16 protein-coding genes are annotated in these 17,387 nt (G+C 61.4%); all 16 read right to left on the reverse strand.

Annotated elements, in window-relative coordinates; all coding sequences use genetic code 11:
- Positions 1-69: 69 nt before the first annotated feature.
- Entirely contained in the window at positions 70-2,151 is a 2,082-nt protein-coding gene (locus tag Q0G18_RS01475) for a heavy metal translocating P-type ATPase (protein ID WP_297148853.1), read from the reverse strand.
- Positions 2,152-2,163: 12 nt separating this feature from the next.
- Complete coding sequence (locus Q0G18_RS01480) at positions 2,164-2,418, reverse strand: DUF6110 family protein (RefSeq protein WP_276996562.1); 255 nt, start codon at positions 2,416-2,418, stop codon at positions 2,164-2,166.
- 106 nt (positions 2,419-2,524) lie between these two features.
- Positions 2,525-4,012, reverse strand: a complete 1,488-nt coding sequence (locus Q0G18_RS01485) for a helix-turn-helix transcriptional regulator (protein WP_297148855.1) — start codon at positions 4,010-4,012, stop codon at positions 2,525-2,527.
- A 145-nt stretch (positions 4,013-4,157) separates the two neighbouring features.
- Positions 4,158-4,436: a twin-arginine translocase TatA/TatE family subunit gene (locus tag Q0G18_RS01490; protein ID WP_296058959.1), complete on the reverse strand. Its 279-nt coding sequence runs from the start codon at positions 4,434-4,436 to the stop codon at positions 4,158-4,160.
- A 176-nt stretch (positions 4,437-4,612) separates the two neighbouring features.
- On the reverse strand, positions 4,613-5,536 hold the full coding sequence (gene ribF, locus Q0G18_RS01495; protein ID WP_297148858.1) for a riboflavin biosynthesis protein RibF: 924 nt from the start codon (positions 5,534-5,536) through the stop codon (positions 4,613-4,615).
- A complete protein-coding gene (gene truB, locus Q0G18_RS01500; protein ID WP_297148860.1) occupies positions 5,520-6,539 on the reverse strand; it encodes a tRNA pseudouridine(55) synthase TruB in 1,020 nt (339 codons plus the stop codon). The genes ribF and truB overlap by 17 nt, the downstream gene beginning before the upstream one ends.
- 129 nt (positions 6,540-6,668) lie before the next feature.
- On the reverse strand, positions 6,669-7,148 hold the full coding sequence (gene coaD / locus Q0G18_RS01505) for a pantetheine-phosphate adenylyltransferase (protein WP_297148863.1): 480 nt from the start codon (positions 7,146-7,148) through the stop codon (positions 6,669-6,671).
- Between the two features lie 31 nt (positions 7,149-7,179).
- Positions 7,180-8,166: a bifunctional oligoribonuclease/PAP phosphatase NrnA gene (locus Q0G18_RS01510; protein WP_297148865.1), complete on the reverse strand. Its 987-nt coding sequence runs from the start codon at positions 8,164-8,166 to the stop codon at positions 7,180-7,182.
- Between the two features lies 1 nt (position 8,167).
- Complete coding sequence (rbfA, locus tag Q0G18_RS01515) at positions 8,168-8,545, reverse strand: 30S ribosome-binding factor RbfA (protein ID WP_276998541.1); 378 nt, start codon at positions 8,543-8,545, stop codon at positions 8,168-8,170.
- Positions 8,546-8,554: 9 nt separating this feature from the next.
- A complete protein-coding gene (infB, locus tag Q0G18_RS01520; RefSeq protein WP_297148868.1) occupies positions 8,555-11,311 on the reverse strand; it encodes a translation initiation factor IF-2 in 2,757 nt (918 codons plus the stop codon).
- 12 nt (positions 11,312-11,323) lie between these two features.
- Entirely contained in the window at positions 11,324-11,620 is a 297-nt protein-coding gene (locus Q0G18_RS01525; protein WP_158048469.1) for a YlxR family protein, read from the reverse strand.
- Positions 11,621-11,646: 26 nt separating this feature from the next.
- Entirely contained in the window at positions 11,647-12,864 is a 1,218-nt protein-coding gene (gene nusA, locus Q0G18_RS01530; RefSeq protein WP_297148871.1) for a transcription termination factor NusA, read from the reverse strand.
- Positions 12,865-12,882: 18 nt separating this feature from the next.
- Positions 12,883-13,350 carry a ribosome maturation factor RimP gene (rimP, locus tag Q0G18_RS01535; protein ID WP_297148873.1) on the reverse strand — a complete coding sequence of 156 codons (468 nt, stop codon included), beginning with the start codon at positions 13,348-13,350 and terminating at the stop codon, positions 12,883-12,885.
- Positions 13,351-13,581: 231 nt separating this feature from the next.
- Positions 13,582-14,496, reverse strand: coding sequence for a UDP-N-acetylmuramate dehydrogenase (gene murB / locus Q0G18_RS01540; protein ID WP_297148875.1), 915 nt, complete (start codon positions 14,494-14,496; stop codon positions 13,582-13,584).
- 110 nt (positions 14,497-14,606) lie between these two features.
- Positions 14,607-16,142, reverse strand: coding sequence for a 2-isopropylmalate synthase (locus Q0G18_RS01545; protein WP_296058976.1), 1,536 nt, complete (start codon positions 16,140-16,142; stop codon positions 14,607-14,609).
- Between the two features lie 160 nt (positions 16,143-16,302).
- On the reverse strand, positions 16,303-17,387 hold a 1,085-nt coding region (locus Q0G18_RS01550; RefSeq protein ID WP_366768879.1), incomplete at its 5' end, for a DNA gyrase subunit A.

The raw sequence follows: 17,387 nt of genomic DNA on the forward strand, positions 1-17,387 counted from the left end.
TTGCGGGTTCCCGCCCTCGTCTACGATACCCGAGCCATCTCGCGATGGGAAGGGCACAAAGCCGAAGCTCTAGAGATTGTACGCACGCGAGCTGTGCATGCTGAGCGCGATCGTCGATGCGTTGTGCAGAAGCGACGAGGTCTGCGGCGTGATGATACCGCCGATGCCGAGCGCCAAAAGCGCCGAGTTGAAGGCAATGGTCTGCGCAAACGAGGTGTCCATGCGGCCCATGAGGCCACGTGAGAGCATGCGCATCTGGACGAGCGAATGCAGTTCGCCCTCCGAGAGCGTGATGTCGGCGACCTCCTTGGCGATTGCGGTGCCCTGCCCCATGGCAACGCCGACCGTGGCCGCGGAAAGTGCGGGAGAATCGTTCACCCCGTCCCCCACCATGACCACCTTGCGGCCCTCGGCCTTGAGCTCTTCCACGAAGCCGTGCTTGTCCTCGGGGAGCAGGTCGGCGCGGAATTCGGTGATGCCAGCCGCCTGTGCGATGCGGGCGGCCGTCTTCTCGTTGTCGCCCGTCAGCATGATGATTCGCTCGAAGCCGAGGTCGCGCAGGCTCTCGATCGCCTCCGAGACGCCGGCCTTCAAGGGGTCGTCGATGCCGATGACGCCCACGAGCTCGCCGTCGACGGCGAGATAGAGCGTCGAGAGGTCGCTCGCCTCGGCGTCGATTTTGCGCTGATCCTCGTCGGTGACGACGACCTTCTCGTCCTCGACGACGAAGTGCCTCGACCCGATGACCGCCCGCTTGCCGTCGATCGAGCTTGCGATGCCGTGCGCTACGATGTATTCCACAGCAGCATGGCGTTCGCGATGCTTGAGGTTCTTCTCGGCTGCGGCGCGGACGACGGCGCGCGCAACGGGATGCGGGAAGTGCTCTTCCAGGCACGCCGCGAAGCGAAGTACCTGGGTTCGATTCCACCCATCGAGTGCGATGACGCATTTCACCTGGGGCTGCGCCTCGGTGAGCGTGCCGGTCTTGTCGAAGACGATGGTGTCGGCCTGGGCGAATGCCTCGAAATGCTTCGACCCCTTCACCGTGAAGCCCGCCTTGGCAGCCTGGCTCATGGCGGACAGAACCGAGATCGACCCCGTGAGCTTGAGCGCACACGAGTAGTCAACCATAAGCGCAGCAGAGGTTTTCACGAGGCTGCGCGTAGTGAGCGCGACAATGCCCGCGAGCAGGAAGTTCCACGGCACGATGCGGTCGGCCAGCCGCTCGCGCTTGGTCTGGGCGTCGGCTTTCATGCTCTGGGACATCTCGACCAACGAGACGATGGATCGAAGTTTCGTCTCGCCCGTCGCCGCCTTGACGCGGACGAAAATCTCGCCGTCTTCGCACGCGGTGCCCGCGAAGACGTCGTCTCCCACCGTGCGCTCGACGGCAAGCGGCTCGCCGGTCAGGGTCGACTGGTTCACCATGGCAACACCGCGCTCGACCACGCCGTCGACGCTTACCGGCATGCCGGTGCGCACGGCGATAAGATCGCCCTCCTTCAGATTGGCAGTTGGGACGGTCGTCTCCTGGTCGCCGCAGACGAGCTGCGCGTTCTCAGGCGCATCGAGCAGGGAGTAGATCAGCTGGTTCTCCGAGCGCGCACGCGTGTAGTCTTCCAGCGTCTCGCCCAAATCGAGCAAGAACATCGTTGACGACGCCGTCGCGAAGTCCCCCATCACGAACGAGATGCCGATGGCCGCCGCATCGAGGACGGGCACATCGAGCCGCGCATTCAGAAGCGAGTTCACGGCCGCTTTCAGGAAGAGGCGATAATGCCAGATCGTATGAATGGCGCGCAAGGGCGCAGGAAGGAACCATTTCCGTGCGAAGTGGGAGCCGACGAGCAGCGCGATGTCCATCAGCAGGGAATGCGTCCTGACCGAAAGCGCCGTCGGGCACGCGAGCTTCGCCTTCTCGATGGACTTCGCGTCGACGGCGTCCATCGCGGAAAGGACGGCAGCGCGCGCCTTATCCCCACCTGCAAAAGTGACCGAGAGCGACCCGATGCGCGGATAGACGTTGACCGACGACACGCAGGGACATGCCGTCATGAGCGACTCGAGCGCATCGACGTCCGCTTCGGGCACGCGACCGTAGAGCCGAACACGAATCCGCCCGGGTATCTCATGCTCTATCGTGTATTTCATCGAGCGGCTTCTTTACTGCTCGTCCTTGGCGGCTTCGGCCTTCTCGGATTCGGCAAGGTTGATGTAGTTCGCCTCGGCGACAATGTCGTCGACCTGGGCCTTCGCCTCTTCGACGATGTTCTGATAGCCCTGCTTCACCTGCAAGCCCTTAGCGACGCCCTGCACGTAGCACTTCCTGGCGGTCTTAGAGGTGAGCGCCTTCACGCCGACCGTGCCGGCAAGAAAGCCAGCGCCAACGAGCAGGGAGTTGAACGTCTTCTTCTTCATGATGGAATCCTTTCTGGTTTTGGGTTGCTGTATAGTTCGCCCAAGATAACAAGCAAAAAGGATTGTAAACTGCGTGTAACAAAGAATGACAAGAATTCACAAAAAGTTAACTATGGCTTTCCGCAAAGTCGATAAGCTCTTGGCGGTTGTGGACCCCGCATTTGGCATAGATGCGGCGCAAATGCGTGTCAACCGTGCTTTTCGAGATGCAAAGCTCACTCGCGATGCGCTCGCCAGTGCGGCCTTTGAGGGCAAGGGGCAAGACCTCAGCCTCGCGGGGGGAAAGACCTGCCTGCTTGCTGATTTTGCGGCACGTGGCGTCGAAGCGGTCGAGGGTGATGGCGACTTGGGAGAGCGCCGAGAAGTCGCGCTCGGTGAACAGGTAGAGATAAGCGATCAGGGCGCACAATCCGGCAAGGGCGCACATGAGATGAGAGGCCGCGCTTCCGAAAAACGCGACGTCGAAGAAGTTACCGACGACAAGCCCCATGAACTCGCCGAGAAAGAGCGCGGCGAATCCCCGCCCGAACGTGGCCGCGGCGTCTCCCCCGTCGATTTTGCCCATGACGAGGAAAAGCGAAACCAAAACGACGATGAGCGAGAGAAAGCCCGACATGGCGACTGCCTCACCGGGCACGCCGATGTCGCCGAGGACCTCCACGAAAAGGAAGCCGCCCATGAGCAAAAGCACCGAGAGCCGATAGGTGCCGCCAAGCGGGCCTGCGTCGCTGCCCTGGACGAAGGCGACGCCGCGCGAGATAACGGCGAGCATTCCGCCTTCTGGGCGGGGCGCGTCCTTCAAGGCGGGCTTGGCCCCCTCGCCTCCAAAGAGCTGCAGAGCAGCAAGGCAGAACAGGATGAAGAGCACAAGCGTAACGGGAAGCGTCGGCGTCGCGTCCATTCCAGGGTCGGATCCGTACGTCTGCATGATGCCCGTGGCCAGGCCGAAGAGCAGCGTTCCCAGAAGAAGGCGCCTCGTGAAGCGGTTCTTCTTCGGCGCACCAGGCTTAATAGACGCATCTTTAGGTTTGGACGGAGAGGTGCCGATTCGCTGCATCGCGAGCAGAAACGCGAGGGACAAAAGAGGCAAGACGTCAATAAGGAGCTCAGCTTCAGGGGGAAGGGCCTCCGAGCCCAAGAGAAAGCAGACAGCGGCGCCGAGCGCAGACCCGATAAGGGCGCAGGGCACGGACTGCTCGATTTCGAAACCTCCGAGCGCACGGCCCCAGGCGGCGAATACGATGCCGCACGGAGCGCCCACAAGCAGGCCTTCGAGGGCAAGAAGCGTTCCATCGTGGGTGCCGAGCAGCTGCTCGGCGAGCGAGCCCGCCACCATGAGCAGCGAGCTGACGATGACGACGGGAGCAGAAGTCAGGCGCGCGCGGGCCGAATTCGGCGCAAAAGCGCAAGCGACGAGCGTGCAGACCATGAACAGCAGGGGAAACAGGAGCTCTCCGCGCTCCAGTTCGAGATTCCCAAGGGAGAAAGAGCAGTTAGATCCCATATAGAGAAGCGAGATGACGCAGGCCTGGAAGGATGCGAAGCCCAGAATGGCAAAACGAGCGCGCCTCGCGTCGCTTGAACCTTGGATCACGCTAACTTCCCTTCGGTCGAACGGCCATCTTTTCGGACACTATTGTAAAGCACGGAGCCTCGATAATACCCCGCCATGAAATCAGAAAGGGCGCATAGCGGATGTCCATGCGCCCAAGGGAAGGTTAGGTTCGTTGGGTGGTTCGCTATTCGGCAGCAGCGACCTTTTTCACCACACGCTTCTTCGTGGTCTTCGGTGCCTCCTGCTCTTCGGAGTCCGCCTCGGATTCCACGAGGTTCTCGGCGACCTCCGCCTCATCGCTCGCCTCTTCGGCCTTCTTGCCCGACCCGAGGCCCTCGCGCAGGCCCTTCACCGACTTGCCGATCGCGCTGCCGAGCTTCGGGAGGTTCTTCGGCCCGAAGATCAACAGGACGACGACGAGGATGATAAGAAGTTCCGGGGTTCCCATACCGAGAATTTTCATTGCGATGCTCCTTTTGCATTGCCTTGCCAACGTGTTGACACGACTATGCGACGGGAAGGGCCTCTTGGCCATCACGCAAACCAATGATTTTGTCGCATGACAAGAAAATCCCCTTGTCATGTATTTGCATGACAAGGGGATTTATCGAGGTCAAATAGGTAAATTCGAAAACCAGATCAAAGATGCTCGCGAACCCATTCAATATTCGACATGATAGCGGTGATCAATTCGTCGACATCGTCGAAGGCGCGCATCGGGCGCAGCCACGCGATGAACTCGAGCTCAATCTCATGACCGTAGATATCTCCATCGAAGTCGAGAAGATGAGCCTCGCAATTCGAAGTCGTGCGATCGGCAAACGTCGCCGCAACGCCCATGTTGACCGCAGCCTTGTAGCGCTTTCCGTCGACGATGACGTAAGCCGCATAGACGCCGTCACCGATGGAGCGAAGGTTATCGGGAATGCGGAGGTTGGCGGTGCGAATGCCCATCTGAGCACCCTCGCCGCGACCCGACACGACCGTGCCGCGCACCTTCCAAGACTTACCGAGAAGCCTTGCAGCTTCTTCGACGGCGCCCTCGGAAAGAAGCCCCCTGATGCGCGTCGCGCTTACCGGAGCCCCCTCGAGGCAGAGAAGCTCATGCGCGGTGACATCGCACATATTGCGAGAACCCCACGCAGCAAGCGTTTCCTCGGTGCCCTTCGCACGAGACCCGAAGCGGAATCCGCAACCAACATGAATGCTCGCAGGCGAATGTTCCCCAAAGGTCCACGCAAGGAACTGCTCGGGAGGCAAGGACGCGAACTCGCGCGTGAAAGGCAAAACCGCGACGAAATCGACCCCCGACGCGGCAAGCGCTTGAATGCGATCCCCATTAGTCATAAGCTTTTTCAACTCGTTCGGGCGAAACATCTCGTCGGGATCGGTGTCGAAGGTAAGCACGAATGAGGCGCTTCCCCGCATCGCAGCATCCTCTATCGCGCACGAGAGAAGCGCTTGGTGACCCTTATGGACACCGTCGAACACACCGAATGCACAGCACGCACCGTCGAACCGATTTCGGTCGAACGACTCGTCAACGTTAAATATCTCCGCCACGTCTCACTCCTGTCTGGAAGATGCAACATGCATTGTAGCGCTGCCGTTGCTCCTCGTAAGCATATATGCCCACAAGCTTGTTGTCGACGATTACCGCGATCCGTTCGCCGTCTTCGGGTGCAGAGCAACTCTGTCGCACGCCGGCCGTGCAGGCGCACAACTCGCTCGCGGCACTTGCATGGCGGCGCTCGCAAAGCTCAACCGTCGATGCGGGCAGCTGATTACCATTCGCCACCAAACGCGCACCCGCCTCATCGAGAAAGGCGAAGCGGAAGCCGAGGAGTTTCACTGGGTCAAGCGAAGCATCGACGCCCATGCGCTCAAGCACGTCGAGGCTCACGCAGTCATCGAGCGTCAGAAGGCCCGCGCTCGTCCGTCGGAGCGCGGCCACATGGGCGGGGCAACCTATCGAGACGCCAATATCGCGAGCAAGCGCTCGAATATAGGTACCCTTCGAGACATGGAAGTCGACGTCCCAAAAAACGGGCACGTCTCCATCACCAGGAACGATCGCAGCAAGCTTCGCCGAGTACACTTCTATATCGCGAGGCATCAACTCGATTATTCTGCCCTTTCGCGCGGCATCACAGGCCTTCACGCCGCCAACTTTGACAGCGGAGTACGCAGGGGGAAGCTGCTTTTGGGGTCCGACGAAGCGCGCAAGAGTCTCTAGCGCGAACGGCTCCTCGAAAGCACCGCTCGGCACCGAGCCGAACTTAACGGGCTCGCCGTCGACATCGTCGGTGTCGGTGCCGACCCCGAAGGCGATTCGAACACGATAGTGCTTGTCATGCCCGACCATGTAATTGTCAAGCCTCGTCGCCGGCCCTACGCAAACGCAGAGCACGCCCGACGCCAAAGGATCGAGCGTCCCTGTATGACCGACACGACGCTCCCCGAAGATACGGCGAACCCGATTAACCACGTCGTGCGAGCTCATACCCGAGGGTTTGTCCACCCCCACGATGAGCGAAAGGCCCGATTGTCCCCTCTTAGCAGCCACGAATATCCCTTCAATACAACAAGAAAGCGGGGGTGATCCCGCTTTCCCACTTTTCACTTCATAACTCGAAAGCCCCTGATCGAAAGCACCCCGAAAGGAAGTACGATTCTGAACAAGAACTCAGCTCGATTAGTTCCCAAACTTCTCTCGGAGCGCACGCTCGACACAGGACGGCACGAACTCTTTGATGTCGCCGCCCATGGAGGCGATTTCCCGCACCACCGACGAAGAGAGGTACATATGCTGCGGGGTCGACATGATGAAGAGCGTTTCCAGGTTGCAGTCGAGCTGGTAGTTTATCGCCGTCATCTGGAACTCGTACTCGAAGTCCGTGATTGCTCGCAAACCCTTGACGACCGCCGTCGCTCCGACCTCATGCGCGAAGTCGACGAGCAAACCGTCGAAGGGCACGACGCGAACATTGTCGAGTTCGCGGGTTGCCTCCTCCGCAAGCGCGACGCGTTCCTCAAGGGTGAACAGCGGTTTTTTCTTCACCGACTCGGCAACGGCAACAATGACTTCGTCGACAAGCTGCGACGCGCGAGTGATGACATCGAGATGTCCCACCGTAATCGGGTCGAACGTGCCCGGCGTCAATGCGCATTTCACCAAAAATCCTCATCCTCACTTTATAACGAGTTTACTTGAGAGCCTGTTCGATAGCCTTCTCGACTCTGACAAGGGCGCCCTCGATAGGACCCTCGATGGAAAAACCTGCTGCAGCCTTGTGCCCGCCGCCGCCGAAGCTGGCAGCGATGGCCGCAACGTCGGTGTCGTCCTTCGCGCGGAAGCTCCCGCGAATCGAGTCACCCTGCTCGCGCAGCATGCAAGCAACGCGTACGCCCGCGATGGAGCGAAGCGTGTCGATGAGCGCCTCGGCATCTGCCTTCACCGCATGGCATTTCTCGAAGTCGCGACGCGTGACATAGCTTATCGCCGCCTGCCCGCTGCAGAAGAGCTTCATGTGCTTGATTGAGCAGGCCTCAAGAAGCACCGACGCCTCGCTACGATTCTGATAAACCTCACGCGAAACGAAAGAAGCATCAACGCCGGCGGTGATCATCTCGGAAGCCGATGCGAATGCGCGCGAGTCAGCGTTTTGGTACTGGAAGCGCCCCGTATCGGTAACGAGACCGGTGTAGGCGCACAGAGCGATGTCGCCCGAGTTGTCGACGCGCATGCATTTCGAGAGTTCCCAGATGAGCATCGATGTTGCCGCCATCGAGGGATTGCAATAGGTAAGGGTGCTCATCGTCTCGGGATACGCGTGATGATCGATAGCGATCGAATATTCCGCCTCGTCGAGCAGGCGCGATGCATCGCCGATCCGCTCGCGGTTCGGGACATCGACGGCCACGAACGTCCCGACCTCCCCCATGAAGTCGCGTGCGTAGACCATATCGGCAAGCCCAGGAAGGAAGGAGAGACGAACATCGGGCTTCTCGGGTTTCGCCAAAACGCACGTCACCCGCTTTCCGAGGCGCTTCAAGATTCCCGCCAAGGCGAGCTGCGAGCCCAAACAATCGCCGTCAGGACTCACATGCCCGCAGATCACATAATCATCGCGCGATTTCAAAACCGCGGAAATCTCCGTAAGCGAAACATTCGTTTGCGGGGTGACCGGCATGCTACTCGCCCTCTTCTTCCTCTTTCACGATGACCGGCGGACGCTGCGACTCGCGCGCCAAGGCGCCGGCGATGCGCTCCGCCGTGTCGACGCTTCGATCGAGCATGAAGCGCAGCTCGGGGGCAACGCGCCAAGAGAGACGGCGCGCCATAAGCGAGCGAATGCGCCCGCTCGCACGCGTGAACGCCTCGCCCACCTTGTCGTAGCGCTGCTTGTCCGTCGAGTAGTACACGTTGCACACGCTGCGGTCGAACGACACCTCGCAGCCGGTGATCGTGACCATCGACAGCTCGGGGTCGGATATATCGAACAGGAGGATGCTCGCGATGACCTCGCGCGCCTGCTCGTTGACTTTGCGGCTGGAAGATCCTTGCTTCATGCCGACCTCCTATTCCGTGCGCTCGACCTCTTTGACGATGTAGCCCTCGATGGTGTCGCCCACCTTGAGGTCCTGGTAACCGCTGATGCCGATACCGCACTCGTAGCCCTGCTTGACCGACTTAACGTCGTCCTTGAAGCGGCGCAAACTGGCGATCTCGCCCTCGAAGACGACGGTGCCGTCGCGCACGATGCGCACCTTGTCGTCGCGATGGAGCTCGCCGTCGGTGATGTAGCAGCCCGCAATCGTGCCGACCTTGGGCACCTTGAAGGTCTCGCGGATCTCGGCAACGCCGGTGTCCTCCTCGACGATGTCGGGCGAGAGCAGGCCGACGCGTGCGGCGTTGATGTCCTCGATCGCCTGATAGATGACGCGATACAGGCGGATGTCGACCTTTTCCTTCTCGGCCTGTTGCTTCGACTTGCCAGTCGGGCGAACGTTGAAGCCGATGATGATGGCATCGGAGGCAGCTGCGAGCGTAACGTCGGTTTCGGTGATGCCGCCGACAGCGGAGTGCACGATGTTGATGCGCACCTCGGACTGGTCCATCTTCTCGAAGGCGTCGCGCAGGGCCTCGATCGAGCCCTGGACGTCGGCCTTCACGATGAGGTTCAGGTCGGTCTGCTTGCCCTCTTCGATGCGGCTGAACAGGTCGTCGAGGCTCATGTGAGACTTCGTCTCCTGCTCGGCGAGGCGTGCACGCAGCGCGCGCTCCTCGGCAAGCTTGCGAGCATCGCGCTCGTCTTCGAACACGCGGAACTCGTCGCCTGCGGTGGGAACGCTGTTTAGGCCGAGGATCTCGACCGGGTCTGCGGGGCCTGCGGAATCAACATGCTTGCCGCGCGGGTCGATGAGCGCACGGACGCGGCCGTAGGACGTGCCCGCGACGACGGTGTCGCCGGTGTGCAGCGTGCCACGGTGGATGAGCACCGTCGCAACCGGGCCACGGCCCTTGTCGAGATTCGCCTCGATGACGTAGCCGGATGCCTCGGCATCGGGGTTCGCCTTGAGCTCGAGCACGTCGGCCTGGAGAAGGATGGTCTCAAGCAGGTCGTCGATGTGGAGCTTCTTCTTCGCGGAAACCTCGACGAACATGTTCTTGCCGCCCCACTCTTCGGGGATGACGCCATGCTCGACGAGCTCCTGGCGAACGCGGTCGGGGTTCGCACCGGGCTTGTCGATTTTGTTCACCGCGACGACGATGGGTACATCGGCAGCCTTGGCATGGTTGATTGCCTCAATGGTCTGCGGCATAACGCCGTCATCAGCGGCGACGACGAGCACGATGACGTCGGTCACCTGAGCGCCGCGGGCACGCATGGCGGTGAACGCCTCGTGGCCCGGCGTGTCGATGAAGGTGATCTGGCGACCCTCGATGTTCACGATGGATGCACCGATATGCTGGGTGATGCCACCCGCTTCACCTGCGGCAACGCCGGTATGGCGAATCGCGTCGAGCAGCGAGGTCTTGCCGTGGTCGACATGACCCATGACGGTAACGACGGGCGGACGCGGCTTCAAGTCCTCCTCGGAGTCATGGTAGACGACGGCGTACTCCTCCTCGGGGGAAACAACGCGGACCTTGCGGCCCATGTCGTCGGCGATGAGCTCGATGAGGTCATCGGACATGGATTGGGTGAGCGTCAGCACCTGGCCGAGCATGAACAGGCGCTTGATGACGTCGTTGGGCTGCACGCCGAGCAGCTCGGCGAACTTGGCGACGTTGGCGCCCTGGGGAATCTCCACGACGGAGTCATCGAGCACGAGCGTGGGATCGAGACCCTTCTGGATGGCCTCCATCTCCATGCGCTCGCGAGCCTCCGCCTGGCGCTTCTCCTTGCGCTTCTTGCGGCGGCCCTCGCCCTCATGCGAGTTCGCAGCGGCCACAGCGGCGCGCGCCTCGGCAAGCACCTTGTCGCGCTGGAGCTTCTCCGCCTGTACGGCCATCTGGGCATAGCGATCCTCGCCCTGGCTTTGGTTCTCGAGCTCGGGAACGACCTGCACGACATTGCTACGCTTGCCCTTCTTGCCGCCACGCTCGCCCTTCTTGCCGCCACGCTCGGAGCGCTCGGGCTTGGGCTTGTTGGCCTGCTCGGCCTTCTGCGCCTCGATGCGCTGCTTCTCGGACTCGATCTGGGAAAGCAGCGAGCTGAAGTTGGAAGACTTCTTGGGCGTGAGCACGGGGGCCGGACCCTTGTGCTGCGTCGCCGGCTTGGAAGACTTCTTCCCGCGGGAGCGAAGCGCTTCCTCGACCGCCTGCTTCTTAGCGACCTCTGCTGCCATCTTTGCAGCACGGGCCTTGGCGCGTGCCTCGGCCTTCTCGCGCGCGACGCGCTCCTTCTCGGACTCGATCTGGCTTGCAAGGCCCTCGAAGCCGCTGCTCACGGGAGCCTTCTTAGGCGTACGCTTCGGCTGCTCGGAACGAGCCTCGCCCTTGGGGGCACCGCCCTCGCGGCGAGCGCGCTCAGCTTCGCGAAGCGCACGCTCTTTCTCGACGGCAGCGCGGCGGTTGGCCTCTTCCTCGGCCTTCTTGCGCTCTTCTTGCGCCTTCTCCTCGGCAAGCTGCTTCGCTTCCTCGGCATCGATCTTGCCAGCGCGCTGCTTGATTTCAGGAGACAGGTTCTTCCGAATCTTATCGACGTAGGCATCGGCAAGCATGCTCGCATGGCTTTTCGCCGGTATCTTCATCTCATGCAACCGGTCGAGCAATTCCTTGCTCGTCATATCGAATTCTTTCGCCAATTCATGTACTCGCATGCTGGCCATGTACCACTCCTCTTATTCTCTTCCGACGCAACGGCTCGTGTCGCGAGACATCTCGCCGGCGATGCGCTCTAAATCCTGCTCACCGAGCTTCGTGCGAAGCGCTCGGTCAAGTTTACCCGCCTTGCGTGCAGCGGCAAAGCACTCCGCGGAGCATACGTAGGCACCGCGTCCGGGAGCTCGACCCGAAGGATCGAAGGACACGACGCCCAAAGGCGAGCGAACGATGCGCAGAAGCGCGCGCTTCGTGTCGGTCGCACCGCAGGCAACGCAGGTACGCTGCTTTTTCTTTGCCGGTGTCGTCTGGTCCATTGTACGCTCCCGCAATCCCCGCGCGCTTAGAGCGCGTCTTCCATTTCGGCGTGGATACCGCAGAAACGGCTGTTGGGTCGTGCATGGTTGCGACAGCGGTTGCCGTCTTCGTCCACAAAGGCACACAAGCCCTCTTCATCGTCTTCGATCTCGTCTTCGTCGATGAGGATGTTCTCGTTGCGAAGCGGCGCTCCAGCGAAGCTCGCGCTCTTGATGTCGATGTGCCAGCCGGTCAGGCGCGCCGCGAGACGGGCGTTCTGGCCCTCCTTGCCGATGGCGAGCGAAAGCTGGTCGTCGGGGACGACGACGGTCGCGTAGTTGTTCTCCTCGTCGATGATGACCTTCGTCACCTTCGCAGGCGAAAGCGCGTTGGCGACATAGACCGCCGGGTCCTCGTTCCACTGGATGACGTCGACGCGCTCGTTGCGCAGCTCCTCGACGACCATGCGCACACGGCTGCCCTTCGGGCCGACGCAGGCACCGACCGGGTCGAGGTTGCGCTCGCGGGAGGCGACGGCGACCTTGGAGCGGGCGCCGGGCTCACGGGCGATCGATTTGATTTCTACCACGCCGTCATAGATTTCCGGGACCTCGATTTCGAAGAGGCGACGGATGAGGTCAGGGTGCGTGCGGGACACGATGATGGACGGGCGCGCCTGGTCGCCACGGGCCTTGGGAAGATCGCTCGCAGGGTCGCGCACGTCGATGATCAGCACCTTCAGGCGCTGGTTATGACGATAGTGCTCGTTGTTCGGGCGCTCGTTGCGCTCGTTGGGGAAACGCTTCAGGTCGTAGTGCGGAAGCTCGGCCTCGACGCCGTCGCGAATCTTGATGATGGTGAAGTCGGGGGTTCCCTGAAGCACGGTGCCCGTCACGAGATCGCCCACGCGGCGCGAGAACTCCTGGTAGATAGACTGACGACCCGCTTCGCGAACAATCGTGGAAATGACGCTCTTGGCGTTTTGCGCCGCGATACGGCTCACGTCGTCTGGGGTCACGTCGCGCTCGGTGAACTCGGCGTACTCGCCGGTCTCGGGATCGGGCTCGCCAACGGGAACAAGCTCGTAGACATAGATCTTGCCCGTCTGGCGGTCGATGGTGACGCGCGCGTCCCATTCAAGGTCGAGAATATGCTGATAGCTTTTAGCGAGCGATGCCTCCAAGCGCTCGATCAGGTAGAACTCGTCAATCTTGCGTTCATGAGCGAGAGCCTGAAGCGCTTCGATCAGTTCAGAGTTAGCCACGTCCAGTCGCTTCCTTTCTTAGCTGAAGTCAACGGCGCCCACCACGTGAGCGCGCTTGATAAGCGAATAACCGATAGCGATGCGCGAGCCGTCGACCTCGACGATCACGTCATCGCCTTCCAAACCTTCGAGCGTGCCCGTAAACGAGCTGCGTCCATCGATAGGAGACGACGTCTTCACCACGACCTGCTCGCCAGCGAAACGGGCGAAGTGCTCCTTCGTGCGAAGGGGCCTGTCGATTCCGGGAGAGGAAACCTCGAGCATGTAGGCTCCCGGGAACGGGTCGATCTCGTCCATGATGCGGTTGATCCACACCTGGGCGCTTGCGAGCTCATCGAAGCTCACGCCCTCGTCGGTGTCGATGAAGACGCGGATCGTCGGGGCCTTCTTCGACCCCATGATCTCAAGCGTCACGATTTCGACCCCGCTGGCAGCGGCCGTCGGCTCGAGCGCGTCGAGCAGTTTTTGCTCTTTGGCGGTGAGCATGTCGCCTCCTTCCTTCAACGCTTTCGTTGCACGCTTCGTTGCCCAGCGGCGTTTTTCGCCCTAACATACAAAGAAAGCGGGCAAAGCCCACTTTCTCAAAGAAGCGAAAGTATGATGCGCGCCGCTGCGCATAGTGTTTAGTTTATACCATAGAAACGGTGCTTCTGGCTAGCGTCATCCCCCGCATCGCGCAAGTTCGCCACAATTTGGGCGGCAAGCGGTGCCTGACGCTTAAGCCCCGCGGCCCCACATGCGCACCTCGGGCTCGAGGGCGACCCCCGACGACTCGAGCACGCGCCGCTGCACCTCGGCGATGAGCGCCTGCACGTCGGCCGACGTCGCGTCGCCTGCGTTCATGACGAAGCCGGTGTGCTTGGTAGAAACCTGGGCGCCGCCGATAGCAAGCCCCCTAAGCCCCGCCTGGTCGATGAGTGCTGCGGCGAAGTGGCCTTCCGGGCGCTTGAAAGTGCTTCCCGCAGAAGGCATGTCGATCGGCTGTTTCGCCTCGCGCTTGGCGGTAAGCTCGTCCATGCGCGCCCTGATGGCGGCGGGATCTGCCGGCGCAAGCTCAAGCGTTGCTGCAACCACGACATAGCGTGCCGCGTCGAACATGCTGTGACGATACGACCAGTCGGCCTCCTCGCGGGACACTTCCACGATGCGCCCCTCGGGGGTCACGCACGTGACGTGGGCACACACCTGCGAGAACTCACCGTCGTAGGCACCTGCGTTCATGATGGCGGCGCCCCCGACGGTGCCGGGGATGCCGCAGGCGAACTCGTAGCCCGAAAGCCCCGCGGCGCATGCCGCCTCGGCAACCGCGGCGTTTGTCGCACCCGCGCTGGCAACGATGCACGCGCCCTCCACGCGAATCGAGGAGAGGTTGTCGCGAACCTCGATCACCACGCCCTCGACCCCTTCATCGGCAACGAGCAGGTCGCTTCCACAGCCGATGACGCGCCAGGGCACGCTCGCCTGCTCGCAGGCACACACGACCTGGGACACCTCCTCAACGCTGCGCGGTGACACGAAAGCATCGGCGGGTCCGCCGATCTTGAAGGTGGTGTGCGGCGCAAGAGACTCTAAGGGGCGCACATTCTCCTCGCCGACGATTGCGGCAAGCGAGTCGAGCAGCGATTTGTCCATTCGCGCGTCCTTTCCGTTGTGGCCAATGCGGCGCTGGTGCGCCCGCTAAAAGGGCGGCGTCCGACAAGAGCGCCGCCCAACACTAGAGTAAATGATAAGAAACCGGAAGGCTACTTCTGCTGATGCTCCCGCTTGTCGTTAAGCAGGCGGTTCAAGGCGTTCACGTACGCGCGGGCGGACGACACGACGATGTCGTTGTCGGCACCGCGGCCCGTGTACACTTCCCCATCAGGTGCGGTAACGCGGATGGTCACCTCGCCGAGCGCATCGATACCGCGGGTCACGGACTGCACCGAGAACTCGGTCAGGTCGTTTTCAACCTGCACGATCTTGTTGACGGCCTTATACATCGCGTCAATCGGGCCGGTGCCGAAATCGCATGCGGTGACGACCTGGTCGGCCTGGTTGCGCAGCGTGACGGTCGCCGTCGGGATCATGTCGGTGCCGCAGGAGATCTGCACGCCCTCGAGCTGGAAGATGGCGCTCACCTGACGGTCGCGCTCGTGAATGAGGCTCTCAAGGTCCTCGTCATAGACTTCCTTCTTCTTGTCGGCAAGGTTCAAGAAGTCCTCGTAGACCTTGTCGAGCGCGTCGCCCTCGAACTCGTAGCCGAGCTCCTCAAGGCGATGCTTAAGTGCCGCGTGTCCGCTGCGTGCGGTAAGGACGATCTGGCTCTGGCCTGCTCCGACGTCTGCAGGGTCGATGATCTCGTAGGTGTCGCGCTTCTTAAGGACACCGTCTTGGTGGATGCCCGAGGAATGTGCGAACGCATTAGCGCCGACGATTGCCTTGTTCGCCTGCACGCTCATGCCCGTGATCGAGGAGACAAGACGGCTTGCCTTGGCGAACTCCCGCGTGTTGATGTCGGTGTGCGCGTTGAGCTCCTCGCCGTGCATGCGGATGCCCATGACGACTTCCTCAAGCGCCGTGTTGCCCGCGCGCTCGCCGAGGCCGTTGATCGTGCACTCGATCTGGGTCGCGCCGTTCTTCACGCCCTCGAGCGCAAGCGCGGTCGCCATGCCGAGGTCGTTGTGGCAGTGAACCGACACGGTGACGTTCTCGATGCCGCGCACGTTCTCCATAAGATACGCAATGCGGCGGCCGAACTCGGCGGGAAGCGAGTATCCCGTGGTGTCGGGGATGTTGACGACGGTCGCGCCCGCATCGACGACGCGCTGGATGACCTTCACGAGGAAGTCGTAGTCGGAACGGCCGGCGTCCTCGGCGTAAAACTGCACGTCGTTCATGTATTTCTTGGCATAGCGCACGCAGTGCTCGGCGCGCTCGAGGCATTGGTCCTCGGTGATGCGCAGCTTGTCGTGCAGATGGCTCGGGCTCACGCCGATGCCGGTATGGATGCGCGGGCGCTTGGCGTACTTGAGCGCCTCGGCCGCGCGGTCGATGTCCTTCTCGACGGCGCGTGTGAGGCCGACAACCGTCGCATCGTCGCCTGCGAGCTCGGCAATGCGGCGGACGCTTTCGAAATCACCAGGGCTTGAGATGGGGAAACCAGCTTCGATGACGTCGACCTTCATACGTAGTAGCTGACGCGCGACCACCAGTTTTTCTTCCGTGTTCATGGAGGCGCCGGGAGACTGCTCGCCGTCGCGCAATGTGGTGTCAAAGATGTCGATCTTGCGCGTCATTTCGTTGTTCCTTTCTAAAACGCTTGCGGCCATATACCGCGGCGAACATTCTAGCGCAGGCGCTGCGCATCAAAGAAAAGAAGGGTCGCTGCCCTCGAGTTTCACCCGAAATCGGCAACGACCCTCCACATTTTCCCCGAAGTTGTGGCGCGCTATTCCCCTAATCGAACAGGCTCCTCATGTCTGTATCCTTCATGGAAGCACCAGCCGAGGGAAGGCTTTGGGCGCGGAACTTCTCAAGCGACGCTTCCCCGCCCAAGAATTCCTCCGCCTTGCCGACCATGGCCACCGTGCGGCTCCCCTTGACGGTGAGCGCCTGCACACCCTGCGTGCTGTTGGTGGTCTTCGTCCGCAGAAGCGAGGTATTGAAGTTGACGAGGCGATGGTCGCTCGACACGAGCGCGAGGTCGCGGTCCTCTTTGAGCACCTGGGCGTAGAGCAACTTGGATCCGCCGTAAATCGCGTTCTTCAAGCGCTTGCGATTCGTCTTGGTGGCGTACCCGGACAGCGCGACGCGCGCGACGCGGCCGTTCTCGAAGACGAACAGCGCGTCTGCCTTGTAGTCATCGGGGTCGATAACCCAGGTCACAACCTCGCCGTCGTCCATCTCCAGATCGGTGGGCAGATACGACCCCAGCTGCGCCGACTTGGTGTCCTCGAACGCGGCGACCTTGCACTTGTAGACCTGGCAGTGGTTGGTGAACACGAGCAGGTCGTGGGTATTGGAGGAGTCGAACTCGATGAAGGGCTCGTCACCGTCCTTGTACTTCAGCGTTGCGGCCTTGCGCAGCACGCGGTCGGTCATCTTCTTCAGATAGCCGTCGCGAGAGAGCATCATGGTGACGGGATATTCCTCAACCTCGGGCTCGAGGTTCACCTCGACGATCTCGGAAGGCTCGACGAGGCCGGTCTTGCGCGGCATGACGTACTTCTTGTTCACCGCGGCCAGCTCGCCGTGGATGACGTCTTTGATCTTCTCCTCACTGGCGAGGATATCGTTGAGCTCGGCGATATCGCCCTCAAGCTTCTCGATGTCCCGCGTGCGGTTCATGATGTATTCCTCATTGATGTTGCGCAGCTTGATTTCCGCCACGAACTCGGCTTGGACCTGGTCGATCTTAAAGCCCTTCATAAGGTTGGGAACAACGTCGGCTTCAAGCTTCGTACCGCGGATGATCGCGATGGCCTTGTCGATGTCGAGCAGGATCGCCTCAAGGCCGTGCAGCAGATGCAAGCGGTCAGTCT

The sequence above is a fragment of the uncultured Ellagibacter sp. genome, from assembly GCF_934636505.1.
GTDB lineage: Bacteria > Actinomycetota > Coriobacteriia > Coriobacteriales > Eggerthellaceae > Ellagibacter.

Coding starts and splice junctions, on each gene's coding strand:
- Q0G18_RS01475 (WP_297148853.1), bottom strand. CDS start 2,151: ATGAAATACACGATAGAGCATGAGATACCCGGGCGGATTCGTGTTCGG.
- Q0G18_RS01480 (WP_276996562.1), bottom strand. CDS start 2,418: ATGAAGAAGAAGACGTTCAACTCCCTGCTCGTTGGCGCTGGCTTTCTT.
- Q0G18_RS01490 (WP_296058959.1), bottom strand. CDS start 4,436: ATGAAAATTCTCGGTATGGGAACCCCGGAACTTCTTATCATCCTCGTC.
- Q0G18_RS01510 (WP_297148865.1), bottom strand. CDS start 8,166: ATGCCGGTCACCCCGCAAACGAATGTTTCGCTTACGGAGATTTCCGCG.
- rbfA (WP_276998541.1), bottom strand. CDS start 8,545: ATGAAGCAAGGATCTTCCAGCCGCAAAGTCAACGAGCAGGCGCGCGAG.
- infB (WP_297148868.1), bottom strand. CDS start 11,311: ATGGCCAGCATGCGAGTACATGAATTGGCGAAAGAATTCGATATGACG.
- Q0G18_RS01525 (WP_158048469.1), bottom strand. CDS start 11,620: ATGGACCAGACGACACCGGCAAAGAAAAAGCAGCGTACCTGCGTTGCC.
- rimP (WP_297148873.1), bottom strand. CDS start 13,350: ATGCTCACCGCCAAAGAGCAAAAACTGCTCGACGCGCTCGAGCCGACG.
- murB (WP_297148875.1), bottom strand. CDS start 14,496: ATGGACAAATCGCTGCTCGACTCGCTTGCCGCAATCGTCGGCGAGGAG.
- Q0G18_RS01545 (WP_296058976.1), bottom strand. CDS start 16,142: ATGACGCGCAAGATCGACATCTTTGACACCACATTGCGCGACGGCGAG.